A 26,999-nucleotide genomic window follows, 5' to 3' on the forward strand; every position below is an offset into this window, starting at 1 on the left:
AAAAGAGTCGTTTAGTAATGACAGGATCTGATTATCTTGTTTTTGAAAGAAAAATACTACACTTTCAACAGTATCTCTATACCCTTAAACCTTTACTTTAACCTTTAAAAATCAACAATATGCATTTAAATGTTAAAATTTTGCGTATTTCGTCGATTTTTTTGTGTATTTAAACGTTATTGTTGAAAATATTTTGCATATTAGTGTCCCGATAAAAAATAGTGTCCCCTATATATATTATTTTTTATAAGGATTAAAAAAAATTATTAACCCACACAAGTTTCCCCTATTATGAAAAAACGTATAAATCGTCTACAGAAATCGATCAAACCTACAATAGAATTGATTTCAAACTGTGTTTATGTGGCGAAAAAAGTATTTTTGTTGATGTGATTTTTTGTTGTTAATTAATCGCAACCTCCCCAAGTCGCGATGAATGAAACCTGTTAGACTGTTTAAGCTTAACAGGTTTTTTTTATTTGTAATATGCTTGGTTGTGTCTATTAGATTATTATGGCGCTTGAAAATTTAATAAATTTTAGTCTAAAAAAACTAAATCAAAAAACCAATACATCAGCTTATATTTATCCTATAAATAAAAAACGAGTTTTTAGACCAACTAACATTAATAATAATTTGAGCATAATTAATTTTTTCAAAGATTGAATACTATACTATTAGGTTTTGCAATTCTTGTCAGTGGAAGTATAGGATATTTTATAAGTATCTCATTAGTCACTATTTCTTTTTATAAGAATCGTGCCAATAACTATCTATCTCTATCACTATTCTTGTTGACAAGTTTGACCTTATTAGGGTGGTTTGACATAGAAGATACGGTTTTAGAATTTTTAAACAATCCTGTATTGGAGTACCTATTTGGAGTTACTCTATTTACCTATTTTCTAATTCAAATTCAGCATAAGTACCTTAAAGAAAGTTGGTATAAATGGCTTTATCTTCCCTTCATTAGCTCTTTGATTATAGAAACTATTCTTTATTTAGATACTATTTTTAACTTCTATAATTCAGAATTTGTTGATCTGCAATTTCATATTATGGATAATGCATCATTTGTCTATAATGTGTTTTTAATCTTTTGGGGAAGGAAATTAATAAAAGGTTCTCATACTATTTCAGAAGATAAAAAGCGTTGGCTATTAAGATTAAACCTTTTTGTGATATGCATTATTATATGCTGGCTTTTATCTACTATAGAGTTCTATGTATTCAATTCAGAATATGCTACAAGTTTTCTATGGATACTGCTTTCCTTTTTATTGTGGTGGGTATTGTATTACGGAGTTTTCAGACTACAGCTAGTAGTTCAAAAAGATGAAATACACGAATATTTAGCTTCAAAAAGGACAAATGGAACTCAGTTAAAAAAGAAAATAAACGAAACTACAGTTTCCAAAATTATTAGTCAATTATACGAGGTGATGGATGAAGAAGAACTGTATAAAAACCCTCTTTTAAGCAGATTGGATCTGGCAAATCGACTGGAAACTAGCGAAAGATATTTATCGCAAGTCATAAATCAGGAGCTTAACAAAAGTGTGACTCAATTTGTAAATGAATATCGAATTGAAACTGCCAAAAATCTATTACATAATCCAGTATTTAATAAATATTCTGTTGAGGCCATTGGTATGGAAGCTGGTTTTAAATCCAAAAGTGTTTTTTATAGTACTTTCAAAACCAGTGAAGGAATATCGCCTGGTGCTCACAGGAAACTTCAAAAACAGTCCTAATTTATGTAGTTATCCCGTATTAGGACTTCTACAATTCTAAAATTGCATTTTTATTTTTTTGATGCTCATACTTTTAACAAAGTAAATCAAAAAACATAAAAATGACTAAAGTATTTTTTGCCTCTCTTTTAGTAATGAGTTCTTATTTTGGGTTTTCTCAAAATGAAAAAGACATATCAGTAGAAAAATCAGTTTTTGGGATTCAAATTGGATTATTAGGTATATGGGCTCACAATGAATTAAAATTATCAAATCAAGTTGCTTTACGAAGTGAAGTTGGGTTAGGAGGTCTTAATACAGCAAACATTAGACCTGTTTTAGCATTAGAGCCTCGCTGGTACTACAATCTAAAAAAGCGTGCTGATAAGAATAAAAGAATAGATGGTAACAGTGGTAATTACATGTCACTCAGAGCTCGCTATCATTTTCATAGTACTGAAGAAGCTGAAAAATCTAATCTATACCATCTATTGACTGTTGCTACTTGGGGAATTAGAAGAAACATTGGCAATCATTTTAATTATGAGGCTGGAGTTGGTGTAGGGCTTGGTTTTGAGAAAGGGAATGACAGAGAGGTTAATTTCTTGGTGCCTTATGCTACCTTCAGTATTGGATATCGTTTTTAATGACTTTCATAACCTTTCATAACATAGAATGCTGTTTTCTTTCACTCAAGTGGTTTTTTGATGAAAGAATTAAGCTTTACATTTTTTTTACCTGTAAGAATAATTTCAAAAATAAAACTATGAGGAATTCATATATCAACATAAAAACAGAAATAATAAAGCATTTTAAAAAGTATTTTCTAATCTTGATTTTATTAATTTTTACTGCCTGTCAATCTGATGATGATACTCCTCCAGCAGCAGATCCAATAAATGGCTTTTGGTCAATAGCGGACAAAGGTTGGATTTTTGAATTTACTGACGATAAAGATGTATTCTATAATGTAAATGCTGCTGGATGTTCAATTCAAAACGATGATTTTGTTCTTCAAGATTTCTTTGGATTTAACTTTGATGTAATTGGTAAAAATGAACTCATAGCCTCTTCAGAATTATCTGATTCTGAAATAAAATTTGTTCGATTGCCAGATCAAAATCCGAATTGCCTACCTGATCAGATTTCTGCTACAGAAGATCCAAAGGTAAATTTTGACCACTTCTGGAATATTTTTAATGATTACTATGCTTTTTTTGAAACAAGAAATATTGATTGGTCTCAGTACGAGAACTTAAAAGATCAAATTACGGCTGATAACTTCTATGATATTATAGAAGAGTTAGCTTATTTATTAGACGATGGACATGTAAGTATATCCGATGAAGAGAATGGTATTGAAATTGAATCAGGAGATCCAACATTATTGGAAAAACTGAATGCTAACTTAAGTGGAGATCTCATCATAGAGAATGTAGATGATTATTTTGATCTTGTCGATCAAAAAGCGACAACAATAGTAACAGAATATTTAGGAGGAGATTTTGAAATAGATGAAAGAGAGAATATCATATGGGGATTGATCAATGATGATATTGGGTACATTCTTATTGCAACAATGGAAGGATATGGGACAAATTTTAGTGATGAGTTGTCAACATTAAACGCTGTATTAGATAGGATGATGAACGATCTTTCAGTATCAGGGATTTCTAAACTGATTATCGACATACGTTTTAACGATGGAGGATATGATACGGTAGCTTTAAATATGGTATCCCGTTTTATGAATCAAGAACGAGTTTCATATTTTAAAAAAGCAAGATTAGGTGACGGTTTTACAGAGAATACATCCTTTTCTGTAGCCCCAGCAGGAGATTTTCAATTTACAGAGGATATTATTTTGCTTACAAGTCCATATACTGTAAGCGCAGCAGAACTTTTTACGTTATGTATGAAAGATTTACCGTATGTAACCATTGTAGGAGAGAACACAAATGGTGCTTTTTCTACTATTCTTACGCATATATTACCTAATGGAGCAGAAGTAGGATTATCTAATGAAATATATAGTGATGCACAAGGAGTCGTGTATGAAGTTGTTGGAATTGGTCCTGAAAATCAAGAAAATCGAGTACCATTTTTGTCTTCTTTAGATTTTCAAGTAGAAAAAGATAGCGGAATAGAACGCGCTTTGGAATTACTAAATAATTAGACGGTATCTAAGCCATGTTAAACAAGGCCATCTCAGAAGGTGGACTTGTTTACTTGGAGTGGTACTATACCATGTAACGTAGCTAAAATTATGAGAAAAAAATGTTTTCATATCCTTCCATTGTTTCAACAGTCTGTCTGCTCAACAAAAGAATGTAATCCATTAGATTATTATGTTGTTGCCTGCGAATTTATTTACCTGCTTTTAGGAATTGCCTGTATTAACTTCTTAGTATATTCTTTTTGTGGATTTTCATAAATCAAATCCGCATCTCCTTGTTCCTCTATTTTACCTTTATTCATAACCAATAATTGATCAGACATATATTTTACTACAGCCAGATCGTGTGATATGAAGATGTAGGTAAAACCAAAATTACTTTTTAACTCATTTAGTAAGTTAAGTACCTGTGCTTGTACAGAGATATCTAACGCACTTACAGATTCATCGCAGATAATAAGTTTTGGTTGTAATGCTATAGTACGAGCAATACCTATTCGTTGTCGTTGTCCACCACTAAACTCATGTGGGTAACGGTTAAAATGTTCTTCGGTTAGGCTTACTCGCTCTAGTAATTCTATTACCTTTTGCTTTCGTTCTTTGTCATTGTTGTATAAATTATGTGCCTGCATAGGTTCCATAATTGCTTTTCCAACAGCTAATCTTGGATTTAGTGATGCAAAAGGATCCTGAAATATCAACTGAATTTCTTTTCGAAGACTTCGTATCTCAGAAGATGATAACTGTGTGATATCTTGCCCTTTGTATATAACCTGACCTCTATTGGCTTTATCCAATTGTAAAATGGTATTTCCTAAAGTGGATTTACCGCAACCAGATTCTCCTACGAGTCCCAAAGTCTCACCTTCGTATAGTTTAAAACTCACATCATCTACAGCTTTAAATTCTGCTTTTCCAAATAAACCAACCTTAGAAAAATAACTTTTTTCTACATTTATAACTTCTAGTAATGGTGGTTGACTATATAAATCCTGATGATGTTGTTCTCGCTGTTCTTTAGTAATGATTTTCTTTTTTTGATCTGTATCCTCGAAAAAATCCGCAATAGTTGGTAGTTTTTGATATCTAATATTCATCGGAGGCCTCGCATTGATTAATGCTTTGGTGTATTCTTTTTGAGGAGTGTGAAAAATAGTGTTGGTTGTTCCATATTCTATCATTTTTCCTTGATACATAACCAAAACATGATCTGCAACTTCTGAAACTAGTGAGAGATCATGAGAAATAAATAAAATACTCATTTTATATTCTTCCTGCAGGCTTTTTAACAAACCGATAATCTCTTTTTGTACCGTTACATCAAGTGCGGTTGTAGGCTCATCTGCAATAAGAAGTTTTGGCTTACATGCTATTGCCATAGCAATCATGATGCGTTGTTTTTGACCTCCACTTAATTGATGAGGATATGATTTGTATGCTCGATCAGGTTCTGGGAGTTTTACTTTTTCGAATAAAGAAAGTACTTCAGTTTTTATTTCAGTTTTAGAGAGTGATGTATGCTGAAATAAGATTTCTGCGACTTGTCTTCCGCATTTCATAGAAGGATTTAAAGAACTCATAGGTTCCTGAAAAATCATGGCTATCTCATTACCACGAATCGCTCTATACTCTTTTTCATTAAAATTTGATAAAGAGACACCATCATAGATAATATCTCCTTTTGTGATTCTAGAAATTTTGTTAGGCAGTAATCCCAGGATGGCTAACGAAGCTACAGATTTTCCACTCCCTGATTCCCCTACAACTCCTAATATTTCATTTTTATGAATATCAAAAGAGATGTCATAAAGTACCTGATTTTCTTTTTCTTCTGATAAAAAAGAGACACAAAGATTTTGTACAGAAAGCAGTGTAGTAGTATTCATAACTTAAACGTTAGGTAAATTTAGGAAATTCAACGCGTTCACAGATTTCTTTTTACAACTATTTTGGTGTGATATTTGTTATCTTTATCCGTCAAAGTATATTATGAGGCTACTAAAACTTTCTCTTCGTACACGAATTTTTATCTCTATGACCATATTGGTATTGTTGGCCTCTATTTTGATTGCAGCCGTTACGATCTATCAGTATAAGGAGGAAGCAGAAGAATATCATCAAGGCCGATTAGAACGAAAAGAAGAAAGAATTCAAATCACAATTAATAATGTATTAAAAAGGACAACTTACCCTGTAAATGAGGAAAATATAGCGTTAATTTTTAGAGAGAAACAACGAATCTTTCAAATCTCTGAAGAACACTCCATGCCGATTAATATTTATGGGCTTTCGGGAGAATTACTGGTTAAATCAGAAGGCCTATTTGCCAAAGATACTACCGACATCCAAATTGATCCTGTTATTTTAGACACATTGGAATCTCTTTTTAATAAAAAATATTTGGTGAAATCTGAAAAAAATGGAGAGCGATTTTTAACATCCTATACCTATATTACAGATGTTAGGTCAAAACCTTTAGGGATTCTACATTTACCATATCTCGAAGATGATGATTTGATTACAAGAGAATTGTTGCAATTTTTACAACGTCTGGGGCAGGTATATTTGTTAATGCTTTTGGTGGCAGTAGTCTTGGCTTATTTTTTATCAAAGTACATTACCAGATCCTTAAAAACAATTTCTGAAACCATAGATCAAACTAGATTAGATAAGAGAAATAAACGAATAGATATTGGTGATGCCAGTGAAGAAATTTATTCATTGGTTAATGCTTATAATAGTATGATTGATGAGTTAGAAGAAAGCGCCGCAATGCTAGCAAAGAGTGAGCGAGAGGCAGCGTGGAGAGAAATGGCGAAGCAAGTAGCTCACGAAATTAAAAATCCATTAACACCAATGCGATTAACAGTGCAGAGTTTTCAGCGAAAATTTGACCCCAAAGATCCTAATATTCGACAAAAAGTTCAGGAATATAGTGATACCTTGATTCAGCAGATTGACACCATGAGTTCTATTGCGTCTGCGTTTTCGAATTTTGCACAGATGCCGGCACAAAAAAGCGAAACTCTGGATGTGGTAAAGATTATAGGATTAGCATTAGATATTTTTAACGAAGATTACATCATTTTTCCTTCAGAAAAAGAAAAAATCATCGCTAAATTTGATAGAACACAACTTATCCGAGTAGTCACTAATTTAGTGAAAAACGGCATACAAGCAATTCCCGAGGATCGTATCCCCAAAATTATTGTGGATGTGTTTTCAGAAAATGGAGAAGTTCTTATTACAGTATCTGATAATGGGATTGGGATAACCGAAGAAAATACAAAGAAGGTTTTCGAACCTAAATTCACAACCAAAACCAGTGGTATGGGACTTGGATTAGGAATGGTGAAAAATATTGTAGAAACCTATAATGGAAGTATTACCTTTACATCAAAAGAAGGAAAAGGCACTGTTTTTAAAGTTAGATTCCCAAAAGAATAGTAACCTTACTTCAATTATTATCCAATACTATAATAATACTAAGAAAGAGATTTAAAACAATAAAGAAGACATAAACAAACAATATAATTTATAATGTATACCAACATTTTAACATCCCAAAACAACGGAGTTACAACGATAACTATCAACCGTCCATCAAAATTAAATGCACTCAATAAGGAAACTATTCAGGAATTGCATGCTGCTTTTAGAGTTGCAAATCTTGATACGGATACTAAAGTGATTATCATTACCGGAAGCGGCGAAAAAGCGTTTGTTGCAGGTGCAGATATTAGTGAATTTGCTGATTTTTCGGTATCGGAAGGAGGCAATCTGGCCACAAAAGGGCAGGAGTTACTTTTTGATTTTGTAGCTAACCTTTCTACACCAGTAATTGCTGCTGTAAATGGATTTGCTCTGGGAGGTGGATTAGAATTAGCAATGGCAGCGCATTTTAGAATTGCTAGCGATAATGCAAAAATGGGACTTCCAGAAGTTTCTTTAGGTGTAATACCTGGATATGGTGGCACACAGCGTTTACCACAGTTAGTTGGTAAAGGTAGAGCTATGGAAATGATTATGACTGCAGGAATGATTGATGCAAATCAGGCATTGCAATATGGGTTGGTAAATCATGTAACTGCTCAGGATGAACTAATACCATTGGCAGAAAAGCTAGCAGGGAAAATTATGAGAAATTCTTCTGTAGCAATTGGGGCGGCTATCAAAGCTATAAATTCTGGTTATGAAGATGGTGTAAATGGATATAAAGCAGAGATCCAACAGTTTGGTAATTGCTTTGGAACCGAAGACTTTAAAGAAGGAACTACGGCATTTTTAGAGAAACGTAGAGCTGATTTCCCAGGAAAGTAAATCGAATTATAATAGAAGAAAATAAAAGCCTCATAGATGATAAACTCTATGAGGCTTTTATTTATATATAATGTAATGCATTCCTCTACCTATAGAAATTCATTTCATCAATATATTCCCATACAACTTTAGGAAGTAAAGGTCTTACATTTTTATTAGCCGCAATCGCCTTGCGAATGAATGTAGAAGAAATCTCCATAATAGGAGCATCAATTCGGTGCATTTTGGGATGATCTGTAAATTGAGTTTCTACAATTCCTGCAGCAATTCTCGGATATACATAGATGTTATGATTCTCGAGAATAACCTCATAGTTTTTCCATTTATGAAAGCTCTTTAGGTTATCTTCTCCCATAATAAGATGAAATTGATCTTCAGGATATTTTTCTTGCAAGTGCGCAAGTGTATGTACGGTATAATTAGGTTGTGGTAGTTTAAATTCTACATCACTAGGTTTTAGCTTAGGATAAGACTGTGTTGCGCGATATACCATTTCATAGCGATGATGATTATCTAGTAACGAACTTTTCTTTTTATGAGGATTATGAGGGGTTACTACCATCCAGAGCTCATCGAGATCAGAGAACTCGGCCATATGATTGGCAATTGCCAAATGACCGATATGAATAGGATTAAACGTCCCAAAATACAATCCGATTTTTTTCATAGAAAACAATCATTTTTTATTTCTGTAAAACAAGAATCCCAATGTCTGAGAACCTATTTAAAAAGAAACTTTTTAACCAACTGATATACTTCGTTTTTAGCTTTTTCGAGATCATCATTCGTTATGATGGCATCAAACTGTGGGGCAGTAGCCATTTCGGTAGAGGCTTTGGCAACCCTCATATTGATTTTATCCTCGGATTCGGTTTTACGTTTCTTCAAACGAATCTTTAGCTCTTCAATACTAGGCGGTTTTACAAAAATTGCCAATGTACGATCTGGATATATTCTTTTAATATCTAAACCACCTACAACATCGATATCAAAAATCACATGTTTACCGTTGTCCCAAAGTCGTTGTATTTCTGTTTTTAATGTTCCATAAAAATTATCTCGATATACTTCTTCCCATTCGAGGAATTCTTCGGCTTTAATCTTGTCTTTAAACTCTCTTAAAGATAAAAAGTAATAATCTTTTCCATGAACTTCTCCTCCACGAGGCTCTCGAGAGGCTGCAGAAATAGAAAACCCAAGATTTAATTCTTCTTGATTAAGTAAGTATTTAACTAAAGTAGTTTTTCCACTTCCAGAAGGTGCCGAAAGTACAATAAGTTTACCTTGGCTCATTTACAACACGTTTAGTAATTGTTCTTTAATTTTTTCGAGTTCATCTTTCATCTGAACTACTAGTTGTTGCATAGAGGCATAATTAGATTTACTACCAATAGTATTAATTTCACGACCTATTTCCTGAGTGATAAAACCAAGTTTCTTTCCGTTAGAATCCGAAGAGTTTAAAGTAGTAGTAAAATATTCCAAATGATTTGCTAATCGAACTTTTTCTTCAGTAATATCGAACTTCTCAAGATAGTAAATCAACTCCTGTTCAAAACGATTTTGGTCTACTTCTTCCTTTAGATCAGACACTGCTTTATGTAGTCGTTCTCTAACCGCTTCCATACGTTCGGGGTCTATTTGTATAACTTTATCCAGAAGCTCGCTTATATTTTTAACACGAATATTGAAGTCTTTTTCTAATGCTTTTCCTTCGTCGATTCTATAGTCCTCTATTGCTGTTAAAGCTTTGGTAAGCTCATTTTTTATAGCATTAAATTCTTGCTCATCAATTTGTTCACGTTCTGTTTTTAAAGCATCAGGCATACGAACTGCCATTTTTAGTAACTCTATCGTGTCACCTTCGTGTACATTCGATAGCTGCCTCATATATTCTTTTACAATAGCTTCATTAACTTTGTTTGATGTTTCTTCACCAGTTGCTTCAACATATAATCCGAAATCAACTTTACCTCTTGCTAGTTTTTTTGCAATAGTATTTCGCATTTCAAGCTCCTTTTCACGGTATTGTGAAGGGATCCTTGCATTGAGATCTAGATTTTTACTATTAAGTGATTTAACCTCAATTGTTATTTTTTTTGTAGGTAGCTGAAGGATAGACTTCCCGAAGCCTGTCATAGATTTGATCATAGAATTATGCTAAAAGTTGCACGAAGATAATGAAAAGTCTTAACAACGACAGCCTAACTTATAAAACCAAATTTTATAATCCTTGACCGTTTTCATTATTTTTTGATCAACAGAGAATAAAGTGTCTAAATTCGTACAAATAACCCAAAAATGTTAAATATGTAACAATTTATTTGCTTTATGGTTAGTGTTTTAATAGTTTTAGAGTTCAACTTAAATATACTCATTATGAAAACTATTAAATTAGCTATGCTGGTAGTTATTGCTATCGGTATAACAAGATGTTCCACTGATGTTGAAAATGATATTCAACAAGACAGTACAATTACGCAACAGGATATATCTCCCGAAATTTTATCAAAATTACAGAATATGGGGTTTGACACGGATAAAACATCCGTTACATCTACTAAGGGAGGGTATATTGTAGATGGTGATATTTTTATCACCGAAGAAACATTGAAAGAAAATAACTTTCAAAAACAGGCTTTTATTACCATTGTTGACTGTAACAGGGCGGGTAATATTCGTATTCAGAATGCTTTAGGTAATAATGCCGCCGGAAGAGGGTTTCAAAGAGGTATTGACTTATGGAATAGGGTTAACAGAACAACTTTACGTTTGATACCTGTAAATAACAATCCTGATATTTTGGTTCGTTTGGCAAATCCTGGTGAAATAGGAGGCTGGGGTCTTGGAGAATTTCCTACTAATGGAGTAGAAGGAGGTTTGATTATATTAAACCTTAATGAGCCTAGTATTGATGGAGACCCGGTAACAGCTAGAGAGTGGGGGAACATATTAACTCACGAAATTGGACATAATATTGGGTTTCTTCATTCAGAACAAGGGTTTTTTGGCACACAAGTACCAGGAACACCTAATGTAGATCCTAATTCAATTATGACTTCTGGTTCAAACCCGAATGTGGTATTTAATGCTAATAATGTTTCTAATTTTGATATAAGAGCTGTAAGACGAATGTATAGCAATAGAAATAACAGATTGTGTAACTAATCGAATACACTAATAAATTAAGAGACTGTCTGAAAAAAATATTTGGGCAGTCTTTTATTTTTGTGTTACTATCAAACTTTGAGAAAAAGTAACCTCAAAGATTAATAATCATTGTGATTTTATCTATATATTTTTCCTCTTCAAGAAAAAAATTCTCAATGTTTCCAGATTCCTTGAATCCTATTTTTTTATATAAACTAATGCCAGGAAGATTCGTGGCATAAACTTCTAACCATAGTACTTTTAATACTTTATTTTCTTTTGACCACTCTAGCACATTTTGAATCAAAAGAGTACCGATGCCCTGGTTTTGCCATTTGGTATGAATCCCCATTCCTATCATGGCTGTATGTTGCATCTTTTTACGCCAACTACCAGTAAGGTCAATGTTTCCTATAATATCTCCTTCACTTTCGGCAACCAATAATAGACTATTGGGCTGTTGATGAAGGTTTTGAATAAGTTCTCCTTCTTCTTTTATAGTATTAGAGTATTCATAATCAAATAAAGGAATGGTGTTGGTGTCTTTAAGATATTCCAGTTTTAATGCTAATAATTGCTTAGCATCTGCCAGAGTTGCCTCTCTAATTAAAAGAGACTTCCCTAATTTGGTTTGATATGTTTTTGTAAGAAAACTCAATGATATTATGCATTAGGGTTTTTGTTTCTGATTCTTTTGTAAAATTTAATTCCCATCATAAGTATGATTGCTAGTGATATGATCCCTATAACTCCATAAATCCAATTTACTGCATCACGTACGATGACCAAGAAGATTACCGAAAAAAGAATAATTGTCGAACCCTCATTCCACATTCGCATTTGGCCAGAAGACCACTTTATGATATCGCATTGAAGTTGGTTATAGATGTGATGACATTTTAGATGATATATGATAAGTAAGACTATAAATCCTAGTTTAACATGCATCCATGATTGTTGTAACCAACCCGGCATCAAAACAAGTAACCAAATAGCAAATAAAGTGGCTAATATAGCAGAAGGCCAGGTAATAATAAACCAAAGGCGTTTGGCCATTAATTTAAGTTGCTGGCCTAATATATCTCGATCGGGTAGAGGCTTTTGGGAAGCTTCTATTTGGTAGATAAATAACCGGGGAATATAAAATAACCCGGCAAACCATGTGATCACAAATATCAGGTGTAGGGATTTTATGTAATTATAATATTCTAGCATTTATTTTTCTACAAAAAGATAATTAAGCTGCAAGGTATTGAACTCTGTATTAAAACGTTTAATTTCTTCAGTAATTAATTTATCAAAATTTGCTAATTGATCATTGATTTTTTTAGTAAGTTCATTTTTGACAGCAATATCTTGTTCTGTAGGACCAAAATCTCCCATACCTACCAGAGAGTTTAAATGCCCCAATTTATTAGTAAGTTTAATAGGGAAGTTTAAAGGATCCTGGTTGCTTTTATTCTTGGTTTGGTATAATGCCTTTTCGATTTCACCAAATTGCTTTTGCAAGTCTGAAGCTTTTTTAACTAGATCTTTAGTTGTTGGGTTGTCTTTGTACTGTGTTGAAAATGCTTTAAGCTGAGTATTAATTTTTCTGATTTTCTTTATGGATTTATGTGCTCTGTCGACTGTTTTATTAATACTGGTAATAAAATCAAATTGTGATTGCATTTGTTGTGGTGATGCTTCTGTTCTTGGATCAGCTATAATTGTAAAAGGTTGTTTGGATACCTCTTTTCCATTTACTGCAAGACTTATTTTATAATTCCCGGGCACAGCTTTTGGACCATTAAGATTTGCCCACCAAAGGATCATGCCATCCAATTTTTCTGCTCCTTTTCCTCTCATATTCCAAGCAAACATTTGAGCTCCTTTTTTCTCTATTTTCAATTGATCCTTTTTCTCTTTTGCTTTTGTGCTAAATGATTTTAGGGTATCATTTTTAGTATTAAAATAGGTTAAAGAAACAGTGTCTTTTGCTACATCATAATCTTTGAGATAGAAATAAGTCATGACTCCGGCGGGATGATTAGTTCCTTTTGTTTTAGAACCTTTAACGCTTCCTCCCCCCATACGATAAGAATTCTTAGGTTTAAATAAAATATGATTTTGAGTTTTCATCGCATTGTTTAATTGATGTAAGACTGTTAAATCATCAATTATCCAGAGGCTTCTTCCTTGTGTAGCAACAATCAAATTGTTGTCCTTAATTGTTAAATCGGTTATAGGAACAATAGGTAAATTTAACTGCAAAGGTTCCCAGGCAGCTCCATCATTAAAAGAGATATACATACCTGTTTCGGTACCGGCATATAATAATCCTTTTTGTTTAGGATCCTCACGAAGAACGCGAGTAAAATGCTCGTTTTTGATTCCATTCGTAATTTTTGTCCATGATTTACCATAATCAGTGGTTTTGTAGAGATATGGAGCAAAATCTCCAGACTTATACTTGGTTCCGGCAATATAACAAGTGCCCTCTGCAAAAACACTGGGTTCGATACTATTGATCATCATCCATTCTGGCATTCCTTTAGGAGTTACATTATTCCAGGACTTTCCTCCGTCCTGACTTACATGCACAAGTCCGTCATCACTTCCTACCCATAGTAATCCTTCTTTGACTGGGCTTTCTGCGGCGGCAAAAATGGTACAATAATATTCTACGGATGTATTATCCTGTGTGATAGGACCTCCAGAAGATTTTTGTTTATCAGGATCATTTCTGGTTAAATCAGGACTGATCACTTTCCAGCTTTGTCCTTCATTTTCGGTAACATGAACACGATTAGAGAATGTGTATAATCTGTTTGGATTATGTTTGGAGAATAGTATTGGGAAATTCCATTGAAAACGATATTTCATATCCTCTGCTCCATGTCCCATAGGATTGTCTGGCCATACGCTAATAGAACGTACGGTTTCTGTTTTATGATTTACTCTGGTAAGAAAGCCATCATAACTTCCTCCGTAAACAATATCATTATCTTTAGGGTCTACAGCAATATGAGCTGACTCCCCTCCGGCAGTACTTTCCCAATCATCTTCAGAAATACTCCATCCTGTACTTCTATGATTGATGCGTATAGTAGAATTATCCTGTTGAGCAGCATAAATTCGATATGGAAAACTATTATCGGTAGTCACTCTATAAAATTGTGAAGTGGGCTGATTATGATATGTACTCCAGGTTTCACCACCATCATAGGTGATTTGTGCACCTCCGTCATCCCCAATTACCATACGTTTCGGATTTTCTGGAGCAATCCACAGATCATGGTGATCTCCATGTGGAGCACGATAACTGCTAAAGTTTTTACCTCCGTCTTTACTTTTATGATAGGATACATTAACGACATAAACAACATCTATGTCTTGTGGGTCAGCATAAATTCGACTATAATACCATGCCCGTTGACGCAAACTTCTACTGCTATTTAGTTGGCTCCAGGTATCACCTCCATCATCACTGCGATATACTCCACCTTTTTTTTTATTCTCTACTATAGCCCAAACTCGCTCACTATTTACAGGAGAAACGGTTACTCCCATTATTCCTAAAGTATCTTTAGCAAATCCTTTATTTTTTGAAATCTCATTCCATGTTTTTCCACTATCTGTACTTTTCCAAAGGGCAGAACCATTTCCTCCAGAACTAAGGCTATAAGGTGTTCTTCTTGCATTCCATGTCGAGGCATACAAAATTCGAGGATTATTAGGGTCTAAAGTTAAATCTACCGCTCCAGAATCCTCATTTGCAAACAACACTTTGCTCCAGGTTTTACCCCCGTCGATACTTTTATATACACCCCGATCTTGAGTAGACTTATATATATTCCCTAATGCTGCAGCGTATACAATATCAGGATTAGTTGGATGAATGGTTATTCTTGGGATGTGCCTACTTTTAGAAAGGCCAGCTTGCACCCAAGTTTTACCTGCATCTACACTTTTCCATACACCATAACCCGAAGATACATTACCACGTAATGTTTTTTCTCCGCCTCCAACATAAATTACATTAGGATCACTTTTTGATATTGCAATAGCACCTATTGATCCCCCAAAAAAGCCATCAGAGATATTTTTCCAGGTACGTCCACCGTCTGTAGTTTTCCAAACTCCACCACCGGTAGCTCCAAAATAAAATAGATTAGGTTTTCCCGGTACTCCGGTTACTGCGGCACTTCGACCGCCACGAAACGGTCCAATAAGTCTATACTCCAGAGCGTCATAAAGTTCCTGATTATATGTTTGAGCGTTGGATGTGAAAATAGTTGAGAAAGCAAAAAGGAGTATAAGAATTACTCTACCGAATTGTGAATGCATAGTTAGTTGAGATTTAATTTAAAAGCCTTGCGTTTTCAGAGAAATTACAGATAAAATAGATTTGATGGGATACTAAAGTCAGGAATTAAAAATTATTCCAAAAGATTTTCACGTAATTTTAACCTTAGCTATTGAGATGATTTCTAATTTTGAAGCATGGTTATAGAAGGTTTTATACTTGTCTTAAGTTGTTTGGGAGTTATCCAGGCTCTTTTCTTATGTTTTTATCTTTTTACTCTTAAAAAAGGAAATAGAAAAGCAAATGCGTTTTTGGCTTTGGTATTGTTAGGATTAACAATACGAATAGGGAAATCTGTTTTTCATAATTATATAGAAGTCGATCCCAGGTTAAGAAACTTGGCGATTTCTAGTATATTGACTGTAGGTCCTTTTCTTTGGTTTTATGGTAAAGCTCTTTTTGAGAAACAACAAATGTTTTCAAACCGAAACTATATTCATTTAATACCTTTTGTATTATTTGTTTTATGTAGCCCTATTATTCCTAATAGGGGAGATTTATTTTCATCTATTACGTATTCTTTGGTTCTCCTTCACTTTGGTATCTATCTATCCATTTGCTGGAGGGATATTTTAAAAATCACAAATGATACAAATCCAAAACTTTTAAAATGGTATAGAAATATTGTGATTGGAATTAGCTTGATTTGGGTACTGTATCTAGGTATTTTTGTTGGGTTTATTCCATTTTATATTCTAGGAGCTATTTCTTTTTCATTTTTAATATATATATTTTCTTATCTTCTTTTAAAAAGACATGTTTTTGCTTTAGAAAAATATAGTAATTCTAGAATTGATCGAGAAGCTTCCATAAAAATACTTAATCGTGTAAAAGAACTATTTGAAAATGAAAAAATTTATTTAGATAGTAGTATTTCGTTACAGATTATATCACAAAAATTATCGGTTTCCTCTAGAGAATTATCTCAGGTGATTAATGAGAATGAACAAAAGAATTTTTCTGAATTTGTAAATCATTTTCGAATAACAAAAGCCAAAAAGTTACTTGTGGATTCTGAGTATGCTTTAGAAAAAATTGCAACTGTAGCCTATGATTGCGGTTTTGGTAATGTTACATCTTTTAACCTCGCTTTTAAAGCAGAAACTCAGCTTACACCTTCGCAATATAGAACTCAATTTAGTGCTGCTTAATTGATTTTTCGTTTTAAAGATCATGTTTTTTAAAGGATTTTGATGTATTCTTTTGGATTTTGCACTCATAAAATTTCAAAATAATATCAATGAATAAATCAATATTCTTACTGCTTTTGATTGTGGTGGCTTGTGCCAAAATTGAAAAATCTTCAGAGGTTTCAAAAAAGATAATGCACCCAACCAAAGAGATTCTGATAGATAGCCTTAAACATCCTTGGAGTATGGCTTTCTTGTCAGAGGATGAAGTTCTGGTATCAGAGAAGGATGGAAATTTGGTTAAAGTAAATCTCATTTCAAAAGAAAAAGGAATTATAAAAGGTTTCCCTGGTGATCTAACTGATAGTATTCGAATGATTACAGGAGGAGATAATTCGGGTATTTTTGAAGTATTGTTGGATCCGGATTTTAGCAACAATAAACACGTATATCTTTCGTATGCTGCAAAAAGGAAAGGAGAAGGAAATGCCACAAAAGTAGTACGTGCTGTACTAAAAAATGATTCCTTAACTAGTATAAAAACATTGCTCGAAGCTGGTCCGTATACAAGAGAATATTTTCATTACGGAGGAGGGATGACTTTTGGGGTTGATGGTAAATTATACATCACTATGGGAGAACGACTGTTTAAGGAAATTGATGAGCCTGAAATACCTATTGCTCAGGACTTGAAAGATAAACGAGGTAAAATATATCGAATAAATCCTGATGGAAGTATTCCTAACGATAATCCTGATTTTGGAACAACTGCTGTTCCCGGGGTTTATGCCATTGGGATTAGGGCTGCACAAGGGATAACAGTAGATACTACGACGGGGCATATATGGTTTAGTGAGCATGGCACCCGACAAGGAGATGAGATCAATATGTTGAAACTAGGAGCTAATTATGGCTGGCCAATTATTACGACCGGAAGCTACCGAAGTAAAGAATATTATCCTCCCAAACTTGAAGGAGCTGTATATACCGATCCTATTTGGTATTGGCAGCATACTGTAGCACCTACCGGACTCATGTTTTATACAGGTGATGAATTTCCCGAATGGAAAAATGATCTACTCGTTCCCGGATTGAGTAGAGGAAGTTTTTGGAGATTTAGAATTGAAAACACGACTATAAAAAGTGTAGAAGAATTATTTGTTAATGATAGAGTAAGATCCAGAAAAATAGCCCAGAGTCCAGAAGGGAAACTTTATATGTTAACCGATGAACCTAATGGGAAAATCTTAAGAATAAAAAATAATCAATAACTATAACATAAATAAAAAAACAAATGAAAACCTATTTTTGGATAACACTATTTTTAGTAAGTTGTAATATCACGATTGCACAATCAGAAGATGATCAGATACGATCTTCGATTAATAAATATATAGAAGGATCTTCATATAATAAACCAGAAACAATTAAAGAAGCTTTTTATGATGAAGCTAATTTGTTCCTCAGTCATAAGGAGAAAAAACTATGGATCGTACCTATTAAAGAATATGCTTCCTGGTTTGAAAAAGGAGAACAAGGGAAATTTAATGGTAGGAAAGGTAAAATACTATCTGTAGACAGAGAAAATGATATTGCTATGGCAAAAGCCGAAATTTTGATAGAAGATAAAGATATGCGATATATTGATATTTTTCTTCTGAAAAAGATTGATGGAGAATGGAAAATTATTAGCAAAGCTGCTACTACCAAAAAGTAAAAATAGTTAGTTAGTTTGTATGATAAGTTTTGTTCTTACTTCCCGGTTCAGAAAATACCCAGTAACAATGGTTGCTAATATGTCTGCAATCGGGAAAGAAATCCAAACTCCTAATTCACCATAAAACTTAGGAAGAATCAAAATCAAAGGAATAAAAAAGAAACCTTGTCTTGATAACGTAAGTAATAAAGCAGGTATGGCTTTTCCTACAGCCTGGAAATAGGCTGCTCCTATAAGCTGAAGCGCAATAATAGGAGTAGCTGCAAATACCCATCGCATGGGTTCTGCAGTGTGAGATAATACATATTGATTTAGTGCTAATTCTTTGGGAGCTAGATTAGGGTTATTACTTAGAAATAAAGTTGTTATTTCTGCAGGAAAGATCATTAGTCCAATAAAAACTAAGGTAGCTAGAATTGCAGCATATTTGATTGCGGTATTAATAGATTCTCTAACACGAGGATAGTGTTGTGCACCATAATTATACCCAGCAATAGGTAAAAATCCCTGGGTTACTCCAAAAACAGGAAATAAGGCAAACATTAACATTCGACCAATAATAGCATATACAGCTACCAGGCCTTCTTGGCCAAGGTCGAATAAAATATTATTCATTAATAAATAGGTAATGCTTACTACAGCTTGTCTGGCTAGAGTTACCCCGCCAAGTGAAGCAATTTCTGAAACAATCTCTTTTTGTAGTCCAAGATGACGAAAGCTGATTTTTAATTCGGAGTTTTTGGAACTGAAAAACCAAAAAATATATAAAAAACAAGCAAGATACGAGCCTGTTGTCGCCCATGCAGCACCGTGCATTCCCATATCCATTACGTTAATAAAAAGATAGTCCATCAGTAGATTACCAACTGTGGGAATGATCATAGCTGTCATAGCAAATTTAGGTTTTCCTTCTGCTCTGATCACAGTATTACCCATCATAGCAAAACCAAGGATGGGTACACCATATAAAATAATAGTATAGTAGATTTTTGCGGGTTCAAAAATATCTCCTTTCCCACCAAATTTTGGAATAATTTCATCGACAAAAACCAACCCTAAAACGACCAAAGAAACCATAAAAATTAGAGAAAGAGTAATCTGGTTTCCAAAGGTCTTGAGTGCTTTTTCCTTATTATTAGCACCTAATGCTCTAGAAATTATACTAGAACCTCCTACGCCAATAGACATTCCTAATGCAGCAATAAAAAAGGATACGGGAAGTACTACATTAATAGCCGCAATGGCAATTGAACCAATCCAGTTACCTACAAAGATAGAATCAATTAGAATATTAAGGGACATCACCAATATTCCTATAGATGCAGGGACTGCTTGTTTTATTAGCAATTTCCCTACAGGTTCTATTCCCAAAGCTTCGGCTGTTATTTTTGCCATTATACCGTTTGGGTTTTAACAGTAACCCATTCATTTACCCAATTAGCAAGTAGATCTGCCCAATCATCACGATCATTAAGACAAGGAATGGTTGTGAATTCTTTACCGCCAACTTCATGAAAAATTTCTTCTCCTTCCATGGCAATTTCTTCTAAAGTTTCTAAACAATCTGATACAAAAGCAGGAGTTACAATAGCCATTTTTTTAATCCCTTCTTTCCCCATGCGCTCTATAGTACGATCAGTATATGGTTGTAACCATGGATCGAAGCCTAAGCGAGATTGAAAAGAGGTAGAATAGGTTCCTTCTTTTAAATTTAGCTTCTTAGCTACTTGTTGTGTGGTCGAATAACATTGATGTCGATAGCAAAACTCATGAGCTGGAGAAGGAGTATTGCAACATGATTTATCAATTTTACAATGTGATTTGGTAATGTCACTTTTGCGAATATGTCTTTCTGGTACCCCATGATAAGAAAATAGAAGATGTTCATAATCTAATTTTTCTAACTTTTCGGCTATACTTTTGGATAAAATTTCGAGGTATTCAGATTTGTTATAAAAAGCAGGAACATCAATAAGTTTCATGTTAGGAAAATGCTCTTTTTGTAATTTTTCGGCAAGAACCAAAATGGTCTCTGTAGTTGCCATAGCAAATTGAGGATAAAGCGGAATAATCATGACTTCATTTACACCTTTATCCTGTAATTCCTGTAATCCTTTTTTGATATTCATTGAGCCATAGCGCATCGCTAAGCCGATAGGGATTGAGGTACGATCTGCTACTTTTTTTTGTAATTTTTCTGATAGTACAATTAAAGGAGAGCCTTCATCCCACCATATTTTTTTATAAGCTGCAGCCGATTTTTTTGGCCTGGTATTTAAGATGATTCCTTTCACCAATAAAATTCGTGCCCATAACGGAACATCTATTACTCTGGGATCCATCAAAAATTCACCAAGATATTTTTTTACATCCTTTGGATCAGTACTGTCAGGTGATCCAAGATTAACAAGGAGAATTCCTTTACTCATAAATTTTGTTTTTGCACACACAAAAATACAAACTATAAAGAGGAATGATACTAAAAGTGATAAGACTTTTTGATAGTAGTATTATAGAATTAATACATAATCTAAGTTAGAAATCAAACAGAACTTAAAATACGTTAAATTCTGGCAAACTGAAAGTTGAGTAGTTTTATTTTAGTATTTTTAGATGATTAAAAAAAGCAAAGATGAAACGTATAGTTGTAGATGTCGAAAAAGACAAACTGCCCTTTATTCTGGAGTTGTTAGAACAGTTTGATTTTGTATCAGTTGTAGCAGATGCTTCTGATGAGGATCAAGGGATGTATGATTCGATAGTATCCTTACAAAAAGGAGTAGGGATTCCCAGAGGGGAATCATTCGATTAAATGAGTTTTAGTTTAAGCTCATCACATATTTTTTTGGAGTAGTGCCAAATTTCTTTTTAAATGCAGCTATAAAATGGCTTGCAGTACTATATCCTACTTTTAGACCTACCTCATTTACATTATGACTTCCCGAGGCTAGTAATTGTCGGGCCACCTCCATTTTATAATCAAACAAAAACGTATATACTGGTTCGCCATAAATTTGCTTAAATCCGTCTTTAAGTTTTTTAAGAGGTAATCCAATCTCATTTGATAACTCTTGAAGCGTAGGAGGTTCTGCCATGCGAGCGATAATAATTTCTTTAGCTTTTCGGATTTTTAATACATTTTCTTCATCTACCAGAAATGGACATTGTTCTACATCTGCATCCCCAGGTCTATTAAAATAGAGACTTAATAATTCATACGCCTTTCCTTTAAAGTATAACAGCTTAACTGACTTATGCAGGTTGTAGTTCATAATTTGATTCAATACCACAGCCATTGAAGGAGAGATCTTGGCATCGGTATAATACTTCTTATCACGGTTTCCTTCCCCAAGAAAAGGAATATAATCTGCCTCTTTAGAAAATAAAGAATGGAATTTTTTTATAGAAATGAGGATAGTGATCAACCAGGAATCTTTTTCCATTTCGAGATTCATGGGGAGATCGCGCTGTGGATTATAGAGGAGCAGTGAATTTTCTTCAGAAAGATTTATAGCATAGCTTCCGTTATTAAAGTTAAATTTAATACCTCCTTTAATACAGAAGTGAAACTGGATAAAACTACTGTCGATGTCTCTTACAACTCGTTGATTTTCATTAGTTTCGTTTTGAAATTTTAAAATATGAAAACCATCTTCGATTTGAGTTTCTTCTAGAATCCCTGGAGCGTTATTTTTTAGTTCAATTTCCATAGTTGTAAAATTTTATTTATTTAGAATGAGTCTAAACTGTCGACATAAGAATCTCTGTCACCTATACAAAAATAAGGGTTTTTACTCATTTTTACACAAATAATGTCTTAAACAACGTTTTCCGACACTTAAAGTTCTTCTGGCGTTATTTTTTCTGACATATCTAAAATACTTTTGTTATGGAATATTATAGAATTGACTGCATGGAGTCTCACTTAAGAGCGAAAGGAACGAATTTTTACACTATTGGACTTAGTTATAAAAAAGCTGATGCAGAGATCAGAGGTCATTTTAGTGTAAACGATGAAGCCAAAGAAGGAATACTAGAACAAGCAAAAAAAGAAGGTATTGAAGCTTTGCTTGTTACCTCTACTTGTAACCGAACCGAATTACACGGTTTTGCTCAACACCCATTTCAATTAATCAAATTACTTTGCGAACATACTCATGGAACTGTAGAAGAGTTCGAAAAAGTGGCATATGTGCATAAAAATAGTAAAGCAGTATCACATTTATTTAAAGTTGGTACAGGTTTGGATAGCCAGATATTAGGTGATTTTGAAATCATAAGTCAACTAAAAAAAAGTTTTAAAGCTTCTAAAAAAGTAGAAGTTACTAATCCTTTTCTTGAAAGACTTGTCAATGCCGTAATTCAGGCAAGCAAACGCATCAAGAATGAGACTGAGATTTCATCAGGAGCAACTTCAGTTTCTTTTGCCTCAGTTCAATATATTCTTAAGAATGTAGAAAACATTTCAGACAAGAAAATAGTGCTTTTCGGGACTGGTAAAATAGGTAGAAATACCTGTGAAAATTTGGTAAAACATACCAAGAATGACCATATCACATTAATTAACCGAACAAAGGATAAAGCAGAAAAAATAGCAGGAAAATTTAATCTTATTGTAAAGGATTACGCTAATATTCAGTCAGAAATAACAAATACAGATGTTCTTATTGTGGCTACGGGAGCACAGAATCCAACAATTTCTAAACAATTAATTCATTCACAGAAACCATTATTGATTTTAGATCTGTCTATTCCAAAAAATGTATCAGATGATGTGATTGAGTTACCAAATGTAACTTTGGTACATCTGGATCATTTGTCAAAAATGACAGATGACACATTGCAAAGAAGGAAACAATACATCCCACAAGCCGAAGTTATTATAGAAGAAGTAAAAACAGAATTTGATAGTTGGTTAGAAACCAGAAAATTTGCTCCTACTATTAAGGCACTTAAAAATAAATTATCGACATTAAAAGACGCAGAAATTAATCTACAACGAAAAAAGTATGCAGATTTTGATGAAGAACAAGCAGATATTATTAGCAGTCGAATCATTCAGAAAATCACAAATCATTTTGCCAATCATCTTAAAGATGATAATACTTCGGCAGATGAAAGCATAGAACTGATTCAGAAAGTATTTCAATTACAAAACAAATAGCTTTGGCAAGAACGATTCGTATAGGTACCAGAGATAGTGAATTAGCACTTTGGCAAGCTAATACCGTGCAAAAAAACTTAGAAGAATTAGGATATAAAACCCACTTGATTCCAGTTAAATCAACAGGTGATATTATATTAGATAAACCATTGTATGAATTAGGGATTACCGGAATTTTCACCAAAACACTGGATATAGCCATGTTACATGGTGATATTGATATTGCTGTGCATTCGATGAAGGATGTTCCAACAATTCTACCAAAAGGCATTGTAGAAGCTGCCATTTTAAAACGAGCTAATGTAAATGATATTCTGGCCCATAAAGGGTTGGATTTTTTAGAAAATAAAGGAACAATTGCTACTGGAAGCCTTCGAAGAAAAGCACAATGGTTACATAAATACCCAACACATACAGTAGTTGATCTACGCGGAAATGTAAATACACGAATGCAAAAACTGACTGATAGTGATTGGAATGGTGCCATATTTGCTGCTGCAGGATTAGAACGTATTAATCTAAAACCCGATAATTATGTTGATCTGGATTGGATGATTCCCGCTCCAGCACAGGGAGCTATGTTGGTTGTTGCTAAAGAAGAAGATGAGTATTGTCGAGAGGCTTTATCAAATTTAAATGATAAACCATCTGAAATATGTGTACATATCGAACGAGAATTTTTACGAGAATTAGAAGGAGGTTGTACTGCACCAATAGGAGCGCTAGCAAAAATTAATACCGATAGTATTCACTTTACAGGAGCTTTATTTAGCCTTGACGGAAATGATAAGATTGAAGTGCATAAAGAAATAAAAATAAGTGACGTGGAAAATCTGGGTAAGATATGCGCTCAGGAAATATTGAGTAACGGAGGACGTGAATTGATGAAAGAGATAAAAGCAGAAATAGGATAGATTGGATACTTCGCCAACAATACTCTCAACCAAAAAGCTTTCTGCAGCCCAAAAAGAGTTGTTGCTAAATACAGGTCTTGGATTTGTCGAGTATGAAGCCATAACTATTAAGCTTTTAGAAATTAATATTGAGGATACAGTCCAGAATGCAATTTTTACAAGCAAGAATGCAGTGAAGGCAATTAAAAATTCTGGAATGGTTGTTTCAAACTGTTTTTGTGTAGGTGATAATACTAAAAAACTGTTACAAGAAAATGGCCTAAATGTGGTAGAAACTGCTCAAAATGCATCAGATTTAGCTAAAATCATTATTAAAAAGTATAAAAATGACTCTTTTTTGTTTTTTTGCGGAAACTTGAGAAGAGATGAGTTACCTAATCTTTTAGAGCAAAATAATGTTGAGGTAAAAGAGCAAATAGTATATAAAACACATTTAAAATTTAATAAATTTAACCGAACGTTTGATGGAATATTGTTTTTTAGTCCATCCGGAATCCAAAGTTATGTTTCGGAAAACAAAATAGAAGAAAGTGTTTCATTTTGTATAGGAAATACAACTGCTTCTGAAGCTAAAAAATATACAGACAATATTATTGTGGCCAATAAACCTACAGTCGAGAATGTAATTGTTCAAGCTGTAAAATATTTTAATAAAAAATAAATTATGATTTTGGATACAAACCAGAATCATTTTGAATACTAAATAATAAAGCGATTTTCGCTTTTGCGAAAATTCACAACAACATATGACAGCACTAAAAAACGATCTATTTCTTAAAGCATTAAAAGGAGAAACTGTAGAACGCCCACCAGTTTGGATGATGCGTCAGGCAGGACGATATTTACCAGAGTTTCGCGCACTAAAAGCAAAATATGATTTTTTTACGCGTTGCAGAACACCAGAACTGGCAGCAGAGATAACCGTACAACCTATAGATATCATTGGCCCCGATGCCGCAATCTTGTTTAGTGATATTTTGGTGATCCCGCAAGCAATGAATATCGAAGTCGAAATGAAAGACGGGGTTGGACCCTGGCTTCCTAATCCAATTCGATCTTTGGCAGATGTAGAACAAGTAATTGTTCCCGATGTTTATGAAGAATTAGGATATGTAATGGATGCAATTAAACTAACAAAAGAACGATTAGATAACCGTGTTCCTTTAATTGGTTTTGCCGGTTCTCCATGGACGATTTTATGTTATGCTGTACAAGGGCAAGGATCTAAGAATTTTGATAAAGCCAAAGAATTGTGTTTTGCACAACCAGAAGCAGCACACCAATTGTTACAAAAGATTACCGATACTACTATTGCATATCTTAAAGCAAAGGTAGCAGCAGGAGTTAATGCGGTCCAGATATTTGATAGCTGGGGAGGGATGCTATCACCAGTGGATTACCAGGAATTCTCATGGAAATATATCCAGCAGATTATAGATGCATTAAAAGAAGAAACCGAAGTAATCGTTTTTGGAAAAGGATGTTGGTTTGCATTACAGGAAATGGCGCAATCAGGAGCAGCTGCTCTTGGTGTAGACTGGACCTGTTCTGCACGTAATGCTCGTTATCTTACCGGAGGAAATATAACATTACAAGGTAATTTTGATCCTTCGAGATTATTATCTCCACCTGCAGAAATCAAAAAAATGGTCAAACAAATGATAGATGCTTTTGGTAAAGATCGTTATATCGCTAATTTGGGACATGGGATTTTACCTAATATTCCTGTAGAGAATGCTCAAGCCTTTGTAGATGCAGTAAAAGAATATCAAGGATAAGAATGAGCATTAGGAGTCTGTTAAGACGATTGAGTTTTAGGCAAATCCTTAGATTGACAGGGATAATGCTTCAGAATCCTTTACTGATCTATCCAACGTTAAAAGCTACAAGGAGAACCATGATTATTTGTGATTTGCACTATGGAAAAGCACATCATAAAAATGGAAAAGCTAATGCTTTTCGACATGCGTTATGGAATATATTGATTTGTCAGACTACTTTTAGAATAACCAAAAATAAAGAAAAATCTATTGCCTGGACACAAAAGATAACCGATCTACACGAAAAACTAGCTCCAAATAAACCAATAGAAACTGAAATGGATTTGCATAATAATGAGATCGGTAGAAAATATTTTTTGAACCTGGCCATGAGTTTCGAAGAAGAAATGATCTCTTTTTTAAAGGAAAATACCCAAAAAGCTAAGAAAGTAACAGATATCAAAGAAATACTGGATCATAAAGATAAATTGGTTTATCTTTTGGAGATGTAGAAATAAGTAAAAGATAACTCTTCACAGGTTTTTAAAAACCTGCGAGATCTATACTAGATTTTGAAATATTTCAAA

General features: G+C 33.6%; 25 protein-coding genes. 15 read left to right on the top strand and 10 right to left on the bottom strand.

Features of this window, described 5'->3' with window-relative positions:
* Positions 1-662: 662 nt before the first annotated feature.
* The 3 genes from AAFU52_RS09930 to AAFU52_RS09940 all read left to right on the top strand — a co-directional run bounded on the left by AAFU52_RS09930 (position 663) and on the right by AAFU52_RS09940 (position 3,909).
* Positions 663-1,754, top strand: coding sequence for a helix-turn-helix domain-containing protein (locus tag AAFU52_RS09930; protein ID WP_438426315.1), 1,092 nt, complete (start codon positions 663-665; stop codon positions 1,752-1,754).
* Between the two features lie 101 nt (positions 1,755-1,855).
* Positions 1,856-2,380 (top strand): hypothetical protein, encoded by a 525-nt coding sequence (locus AAFU52_RS09935; RefSeq protein ID WP_438426316.1) that lies wholly within the window; start codon positions 1,856-1,858, stop codon positions 2,378-2,380.
* A 119-nt stretch (positions 2,381-2,499) separates the two neighbouring features.
* A complete protein-coding gene (locus tag AAFU52_RS09940; protein WP_438426317.1) occupies positions 2,500-3,909 on the top strand; it encodes a S41 family peptidase in 1,410 nt (469 codons plus the stop codon).
* Between the two features lie 194 nt (positions 3,910-4,103).
* Here the strand turns inward: AAFU52_RS09940 and AAFU52_RS09945 are convergent, their stop codons facing one another.
* Positions 4,104-5,795, bottom strand: a complete 1,692-nt coding sequence (locus AAFU52_RS09945; protein WP_024769669.1) for an ABC transporter ATP-binding protein — start codon at positions 5,793-5,795, stop codon at positions 4,104-4,106.
* A gap of 103 nt (positions 5,796-5,898) precedes the next feature.
* Between AAFU52_RS09945 and AAFU52_RS09950 the strand changes: the two genes are divergently transcribed.
* Both AAFU52_RS09950 and AAFU52_RS09955 read left to right on the top strand, forming a co-directional pair.
* Positions 5,899-7,356: a sensor histidine kinase gene (locus tag AAFU52_RS09950; protein ID WP_024769668.1), complete on the top strand. Its 1,458-nt coding sequence runs from the start codon at positions 5,899-5,901 to the stop codon at positions 7,354-7,356.
* A 90-nt stretch (positions 7,357-7,446) separates the two neighbouring features.
* Positions 7,447-8,229: an enoyl-CoA hydratase/isomerase family protein gene (locus AAFU52_RS09955; protein WP_024769667.1), complete on the top strand. Its 783-nt coding sequence runs from the start codon at positions 7,447-7,449 to the stop codon at positions 8,227-8,229.
* 85 nt (positions 8,230-8,314) lie between these two features.
* Here AAFU52_RS09955 and nadD read toward each other — a convergent pair whose 3' ends face one another.
* From nadD to AAFU52_RS09970, 3 genes are read right to left on the bottom strand one after another with little or no spacing between them, the layout of a single operon-like run.
* Positions 8,315-8,896, bottom strand: coding sequence for a nicotinate (nicotinamide) nucleotide adenylyltransferase (gene nadD / locus AAFU52_RS09960; protein ID WP_024769666.1), 582 nt, complete (start codon positions 8,894-8,896; stop codon positions 8,315-8,317).
* Between the two features lie 53 nt (positions 8,897-8,949).
* Positions 8,950-9,522, bottom strand: coding sequence for a guanylate kinase (gene gmk, locus AAFU52_RS09965; RefSeq protein WP_024769665.1), 573 nt, complete (start codon positions 9,520-9,522; stop codon positions 8,950-8,952).
* Positions 9,523-10,380: a YicC/YloC family endoribonuclease gene (locus AAFU52_RS09970; RefSeq protein ID WP_024769664.1), complete on the bottom strand. Its 858-nt coding sequence runs from the start codon at positions 10,378-10,380 to the stop codon at positions 9,523-9,525. It lies immediately after the preceding gene.
* A gap of 228 nt (positions 10,381-10,608) precedes the next feature.
* Here AAFU52_RS09970 and AAFU52_RS09975 point away from each other — a divergent pair, with 228 nt between their 5' ends.
* Positions 10,609-11,397: a M57 family metalloprotease gene (locus AAFU52_RS09975; RefSeq protein WP_024769663.1), complete on the top strand. Its 789-nt coding sequence runs from the start codon at positions 10,609-10,611 to the stop codon at positions 11,395-11,397.
* 94 nt (positions 11,398-11,491) lie between these two features.
* Here AAFU52_RS09975 and AAFU52_RS09980 read toward each other — a convergent pair whose 3' ends face one another.
* The 3 genes from AAFU52_RS09980 to AAFU52_RS09990 are packed head-to-tail and all read right to left on the bottom strand — an operon-like array spanning position 11,492 to position 15,708.
* The gene (locus AAFU52_RS09980; protein ID WP_024769662.1) at positions 11,492-12,037 is read right to left on the bottom strand and encodes a GNAT family N-acetyltransferase; all 546 of its coding nucleotides are present in this window, start codon (positions 12,035-12,037) and stop codon (positions 11,492-11,494) included.
* 5 nt (positions 12,038-12,042) lie between these two features.
* On the bottom strand, positions 12,043-12,594 hold the full coding sequence (locus AAFU52_RS09985; protein ID WP_024769661.1) for a CopD family protein: 552 nt from the start codon (positions 12,592-12,594) through the stop codon (positions 12,043-12,045).
* Positions 12,595-15,708 (bottom strand): WD40/YVTN/BNR-like repeat-containing protein, encoded by a 3,114-nt coding sequence (locus AAFU52_RS09990; protein WP_438426318.1) that lies wholly within the window; start codon positions 15,706-15,708, stop codon positions 12,595-12,597.
* Between the two features lie 156 nt (positions 15,709-15,864).
* On the opposite strand from AAFU52_RS09990, the gene AAFU52_RS09995 reads away from it, so the two are divergent.
* The 3 genes from AAFU52_RS09995 (at position 15,865) to AAFU52_RS10005 (ending at position 18,574) form a co-directional block, all read left to right on the top strand.
* Entirely contained in the window at positions 15,865-16,878 is a 1,014-nt protein-coding gene (locus AAFU52_RS09995) for a helix-turn-helix domain-containing protein (RefSeq protein ID WP_438426319.1), read from the top strand.
* 89 nt (positions 16,879-16,967) lie between these two features.
* Positions 16,968-18,128: a PQQ-dependent sugar dehydrogenase gene (locus AAFU52_RS10000; RefSeq protein ID WP_438426320.1), complete on the top strand. Its 1,161-nt coding sequence runs from the start codon at positions 16,968-16,970 to the stop codon at positions 18,126-18,128.
* 23 nt (positions 18,129-18,151) lie between these two features.
* The gene (locus AAFU52_RS10005; protein WP_024769657.1) at positions 18,152-18,574 is read left to right on the top strand and encodes a nuclear transport factor 2 family protein; all 423 of its coding nucleotides are present in this window, start codon (positions 18,152-18,154) and stop codon (positions 18,572-18,574) included.
* A gap of 6 nt (positions 18,575-18,580) precedes the next feature.
* Here the strand turns inward: AAFU52_RS10005 and AAFU52_RS10010 are convergent, their stop codons facing one another.
* Positions 18,581-19,969: an MATE family efflux transporter gene (locus AAFU52_RS10010; protein WP_438426321.1), complete on the bottom strand. Its 1,389-nt coding sequence runs from the start codon at positions 19,967-19,969 to the stop codon at positions 18,581-18,583.
* The gene (hemH, locus tag AAFU52_RS10015) at positions 19,969-21,003 is read right to left on the bottom strand and encodes a ferrochelatase (RefSeq protein ID WP_024769655.1); all 1,035 of its coding nucleotides are present in this window, start codon (positions 21,001-21,003) and stop codon (positions 19,969-19,971) included. Before hemH ends, AAFU52_RS10010 begins: the two co-directional genes overlap by 1 nt.
* 203 nt (positions 21,004-21,206) lie before the next feature.
* Between hemH and AAFU52_RS10020 the strand changes: the two genes are divergently transcribed.
* On the top strand, positions 21,207-21,386 hold the full coding sequence (locus tag AAFU52_RS10020; protein WP_024769654.1) for a hypothetical protein: 180 nt from the start codon (positions 21,207-21,209) through the stop codon (positions 21,384-21,386).
* A 7-nt stretch (positions 21,387-21,393) separates the two neighbouring features.
* Here the strand turns inward: AAFU52_RS10020 and AAFU52_RS10025 are convergent, their stop codons facing one another.
* A complete protein-coding gene (locus AAFU52_RS10025) occupies positions 21,394-22,284 on the bottom strand; it encodes an AraC family transcriptional regulator (protein WP_024769653.1) in 891 nt (296 codons plus the stop codon).
* A 203-nt stretch (positions 22,285-22,487) separates the two neighbouring features.
* On the opposite strand from AAFU52_RS10025, the gene hemA reads away from it, so the two are divergent.
* The 5 genes from hemA (at position 22,488) to AAFU52_RS10050 (ending at position 26,924) form a co-directional block, all read left to right on the top strand.
* The gene (gene hemA, locus AAFU52_RS10030; protein WP_024769652.1) at positions 22,488-23,738 is read left to right on the top strand and encodes a glutamyl-tRNA reductase; all 1,251 of its coding nucleotides are present in this window, start codon (positions 22,488-22,490) and stop codon (positions 23,736-23,738) included.
* A gap of 2 nt (positions 23,739-23,740) precedes the next feature.
* Entirely contained in the window at positions 23,741-24,652 is a 912-nt protein-coding gene (gene hemC / locus AAFU52_RS10035; RefSeq protein ID WP_024769651.1) for a hydroxymethylbilane synthase, read from the top strand.
* Between the two features lies 1 nt (position 24,653).
* Positions 24,654-25,313, top strand: coding sequence for a uroporphyrinogen-III synthase (locus tag AAFU52_RS10040; protein WP_024769650.1), 660 nt, complete (start codon positions 24,654-24,656; stop codon positions 25,311-25,313).
* 85 nt (positions 25,314-25,398) lie between these two features.
* Entirely contained in the window at positions 25,399-26,430 is a 1,032-nt protein-coding gene (hemE, locus tag AAFU52_RS10045; protein ID WP_024769649.1) for a uroporphyrinogen decarboxylase, read from the top strand.
* Positions 26,431-26,432: 2 nt separating this feature from the next.
* Positions 26,433-26,924: a DUF6973 domain-containing protein gene (locus AAFU52_RS10050; protein ID WP_024769648.1), complete on the top strand. Its 492-nt coding sequence runs from the start codon at positions 26,433-26,435 to the stop codon at positions 26,922-26,924.
* The last annotated feature ends 75 nt before the right edge of the window (positions 26,925-26,999 follow it).

It is taken from the genome of Aquimarina macrocephali (assembly GCF_051627225.1).
GTDB lineage: Bacteria > Bacteroidota > Bacteroidia > Flavobacteriales > Flavobacteriaceae > Aquimarina > Aquimarina macrocephali.

Bases quoted from the DNA above. Each gene is read 5' to 3' on its own strand.
- AAFU52_RS09935 (WP_438426316.1), top strand. From the start codon at position 1,856: ATGACTAAAGTATTTTTTGCCTCTCTTTTAGTAATGAGTTCTTATTTT.
- AAFU52_RS09940 (WP_438426317.1), top strand. From the start codon at position 2,500: ATGAGGAATTCATATATCAACATAAAAACAGAAATAATAAAGCATTTT.
- AAFU52_RS09945 (WP_024769669.1), bottom strand. From the start codon at position 5,795: ATGAATACTACTACACTGCTTTCTGTACAAAATCTTTGTGTCTCTTTT.
- AAFU52_RS09950 (WP_024769668.1), top strand. From the start codon at position 5,899: ATGAGGCTACTAAAACTTTCTCTTCGTACACGAATTTTTATCTCTATG.
- nadD (WP_024769666.1), bottom strand. From the start codon at position 8,896: ATGAAAAAAATCGGATTGTATTTTGGGACGTTTAATCCTATTCATATC.
- gmk (WP_024769665.1), bottom strand. From the start codon at position 9,522: ATGAGCCAAGGTAAACTTATTGTACTTTCGGCACCTTCTGGAAGTGGA.
- AAFU52_RS09970 (WP_024769664.1), bottom strand. From the start codon at position 10,380: ATGATCAAATCTATGACAGGCTTCGGGAAGTCTATCCTTCAGCTACCT.
- AAFU52_RS09975 (WP_024769663.1), top strand. From the start codon at position 10,609: ATGAAAACTATTAAATTAGCTATGCTGGTAGTTATTGCTATCGGTATA.
- AAFU52_RS09985 (WP_024769661.1), bottom strand. From the start codon at position 12,594: ATGCTAGAATATTATAATTACATAAAATCCCTACACCTGATATTTGTG.
- AAFU52_RS09990 (WP_438426318.1), bottom strand. From the start codon at position 15,708: ATGCATTCACAATTCGGTAGAGTAATTCTTATACTCCTTTTTGCTTTC.
- AAFU52_RS09995 (WP_438426319.1), top strand. From the start codon at position 15,865: ATGGTTATAGAAGGTTTTATACTTGTCTTAAGTTGTTTGGGAGTTATC.
- AAFU52_RS10000 (WP_438426320.1), top strand. From the start codon at position 16,968: ATGAATAAATCAATATTCTTACTGCTTTTGATTGTGGTGGCTTGTGCC.
- AAFU52_RS10005 (WP_024769657.1), top strand. From the start codon at position 18,152: ATGAAAACCTATTTTTGGATAACACTATTTTTAGTAAGTTGTAATATC.
- AAFU52_RS10010 (WP_438426321.1), bottom strand. From the start codon at position 19,969: ATGGCAAAAATAACAGCCGAAGCTTTGGGAATAGAACCTGTAGGGAAA.
- hemH (WP_024769655.1), bottom strand. From the start codon at position 21,003: ATGAGTAAAGGAATTCTCCTTGTTAATCTTGGATCACCTGACAGTACT.
- AAFU52_RS10020 (WP_024769654.1), top strand. From the start codon at position 21,207: ATGAAACGTATAGTTGTAGATGTCGAAAAAGACAAACTGCCCTTTATT.
- AAFU52_RS10025 (WP_024769653.1), bottom strand. From the start codon at position 22,284: ATGGAAATTGAACTAAAAAATAACGCTCCAGGGATTCTAGAAGAAACT.
- hemA (WP_024769652.1), top strand. From the start codon at position 22,488: ATGGAGTCTCACTTAAGAGCGAAAGGAACGAATTTTTACACTATTGGA.
- hemE (WP_024769649.1), top strand. From the start codon at position 25,399: ATGACAGCACTAAAAAACGATCTATTTCTTAAAGCATTAAAAGGAGAA.
- AAFU52_RS10050 (WP_024769648.1), top strand. From the start codon at position 26,433: ATGAGCATTAGGAGTCTGTTAAGACGATTGAGTTTTAGGCAAATCCTT.